The sequence below is a fragment of the Bacillus cereus ATCC 14579 genome (genome assembly GCF_000007825.1).
GTDB classification, from domain to species: domain Bacteria; phylum Bacillota; class Bacilli; order Bacillales; family Bacillaceae_G; genus Bacillus_A; species Bacillus_A cereus.
This window is the reverse complement of the sequence record NC_004722.1, coordinates 85,001-87,500: the sequence shown is the minus strand read 5'-3', so window position 1 is coordinate 87,500 and position 2,500 is coordinate 85,001. Positions and strand designations below refer to the sequence as shown.

Here is a 2,500-nt window from a genome sequence, read left to right as displayed (position 1 = left end):
TTGGAGCGGAAGACGGGATTCGAACCCGCGACCCCAACCTTGGCAAGGTTGTATTCTACCACTGAACTACTTCCGCAAGACATGTTTGAGATATTTTATTAAAAGTGCGGGTGAAGGGAGTCGAACCCCCACGCCAAAGGCGCTAGATCCTAAGTCTAGTGCGTCTGCCAATTCCGCCACACCCGCATATTAATTAAAATGGTGAGCCATGAAGGACTCGAACCTTCGACCCTCTGATTAAAAGTCAGATGCTCTACCAACTGAGCTAATGGCTCTTACAATAAAAACTGGTGCCGACTAGAGGACTTGAACCCCCAACCTACTGATTACAAGTCAGTTGCTCTACCAATTGAGCTAAGTCGGCTAAATGGTGGAGGATGACGGGATCGAACCGCCGACCCCCTGCTTGTAAGGCAGGTGCTCTCCCAGCTGAGCTAATCCTCCGGATTGCCTGGCAACGTCCTACTCTCACAGGGACAAGGTCCCAACTACCATCGGCGCTAGAGAGCTTAACTTCCGTGTTCGGTATGGGAACGGGTGTGACCTCTCTGCCATCATTACCAGACTGTATTCATTTAAGACAAGAATCATTGTAACTCATTTAACTTTTAAAGTCAACAAGTTTTTTATATTCTTTCAAAACTAGATAACATTGCTTCATATTATATGGTTAAGTCCTCGATCTATTAGTATTCGTCAGCTCCACATGTCACCATGCTTCCACCTCGAACCTATCAACCTGATCATCTTTCAGGGATCTTACTAGCTTACGCTATGGGAAATCTCATCTTGAGGGGGGCTTCATGCTTAGATGCTTTCAGCACTTATCCCTTCCGCACATAGCTACCCAGCTATGCCCTTGGCAGAACAACTGGTACACCAGCGGTGCGTCCATCCCGGTCCTCTCGTACTAAGGACAGCTCCTCTCAAATTTCCTACGCCCACGACGGATAGGGACCGAACTGTCTCACGACGTTCTGAACCCAGCTCGCGTACCGCTTTAATGGGCGAACAGCCCAACCCTTGGGACCGACTACAGCCCCAGGATGCGATGAGCCGACATCGAGGTGCCAAACCTCCCCGTCGATGTGGACTCTTGGGGGAGATAAGCCTGTTATCCCCGGGGTAGCTTTTATCCGTTGAGCGATGGCCCTTCCATGCGGAACCACCGGATCACTAAGCCCGACTTTCGTCCCTGCTCGACTTGTAGGTCTCGCAGTCAAGCTCCCTTATGCCTTTGCACTCTACGAATGATTTCCAACCATTCTGAGGGAACCTTTGGGCGCCTCCGTTACACTTTAGGAGGCGACCGCCCCAGTCAAACTGCCCACCTGACACTGTCTCCCGGGTCGATAAGACCCGTAGGTTAGAATTTCAATACAGTCAGGGCGGTATCCCACCAGCGCCTCCACCGAAGCTAGCGCTCCGGTTTCAATGGCTCCCGCCTATCCTGTACAAACTGTACCAAAATTCAATATCAGGCTACAGTAAAGCTCCACGGGGTCTTTCCGTCCTGTCGCGGGTAACCTGCATCTTCACAGGTACTATAATTTCACCGAGTCTCTGGTTGAGACAGTGCCCAAATCGTTACACCTTTCGTGCGGGTCGGAACTTACCCGACAAGGAATTTCGCTACCTTAGGACCGTTATAGTTACGGCCGCCGTTTACTGGGGCTTCAGTTCAGAGCTTCGCTTACGCTAACCCCTCTCCTTAACCTTCCAGCACCGGGCAGGTGTCACCCCCTATACTTCGCCTTACGGCTTCGCAGAGAGCTGTGTTTTTGCTAAACAGTCGCTTGGGCCTATTCACTGCGGCTTTCCGTTAAGAAAGCACCCCTTCTCCCGAAGTTACGGGGTCATTTTGCCGAGTTCCTTAACCAGAGTTCTCTCGCACACCTTAGGATTCTCTCCTCGCCTACCTGTGTCGGTTTGCGGTACAGGCACCTTTTATCTCGCTAGAAGCTTTTCTTGGCAGCGGGGAATCAAAGACTTCGCTCCATAAGGAGCTTCCCCATCACAGCTCAGCATACGGGATAAGCGGATTTGCCTACTTATCAGCCTAACTGCTTGGACGTGCACAACCAATCGCACGCTTCTTCTATCCTTCTGCGTCCCTCCATTGCTCAAACGATAAAGAGGTGGTACAGGAATATCAACCTGTTGTCCATCGCCTACGCCTGTCGGCCTCGGCTTAGGTCCTGACTAACCCTGAGCGGACGAGCCTTCCTCAGGAAACCTTAGGCATTCGGTGGACGGGATTCTCACCCGTCTTTCGCTACTCATACCGGCATTCTCACTTCTAAGCACTCCACCAGTCCTTCCGGTCTGACTTCACTGTCCTTAGAACGCTCCCCTACCACTGATACCATTGGTATCAATCCGCAGCTTCGGTGGTGTATTTAGCCCCGGTACATTTTCGGCGCAGAGTCACTCGACTAGTGAGCTATTACGCACTCTTTAAATGGTGGCTGCTTCTAAGCCAACATCCTAGTTGTCTAAG

Annotated in this window: 5 tRNA genes and 2 rRNA genes (1 of these 7 only partly in view); all 7 read right to left on the bottom strand. The window is 51.2% G+C overall.

Annotated elements, in window-relative coordinates:
- Position 1 precedes the first annotated feature (1 nt).
- A tRNA-Gly gene (locus BC_RS00470) sits at positions 2-76 on the bottom strand.
- Positions 77-105: 29 nt separating this feature from the next.
- Positions 106-186 (bottom strand) — tRNA-Leu (locus tag BC_RS00465).
- Between the two features lie 13 nt (positions 187-199).
- A tRNA-Lys gene (locus BC_RS00460) sits at positions 200-275 on the bottom strand.
- Positions 276-288: 13 nt separating this feature from the next.
- A tRNA-Thr gene (locus tag BC_RS00455) sits at positions 289-364 on the bottom strand.
- A gap of 4 nt (positions 365-368) precedes the next feature.
- Positions 369-444, bottom strand: a tRNA-Val gene (locus BC_RS00450).
- A gap of 5 nt (positions 445-449) precedes the next feature.
- Positions 450-565, bottom strand: a 5S ribosomal RNA gene (gene rrf / locus BC_RS00445).
- 101 nt (positions 566-666) lie between these two features.
- Positions 667-2,500, bottom strand: a 23S ribosomal RNA gene (locus tag BC_RS00440); it runs 1,088 nt beyond the window's last position.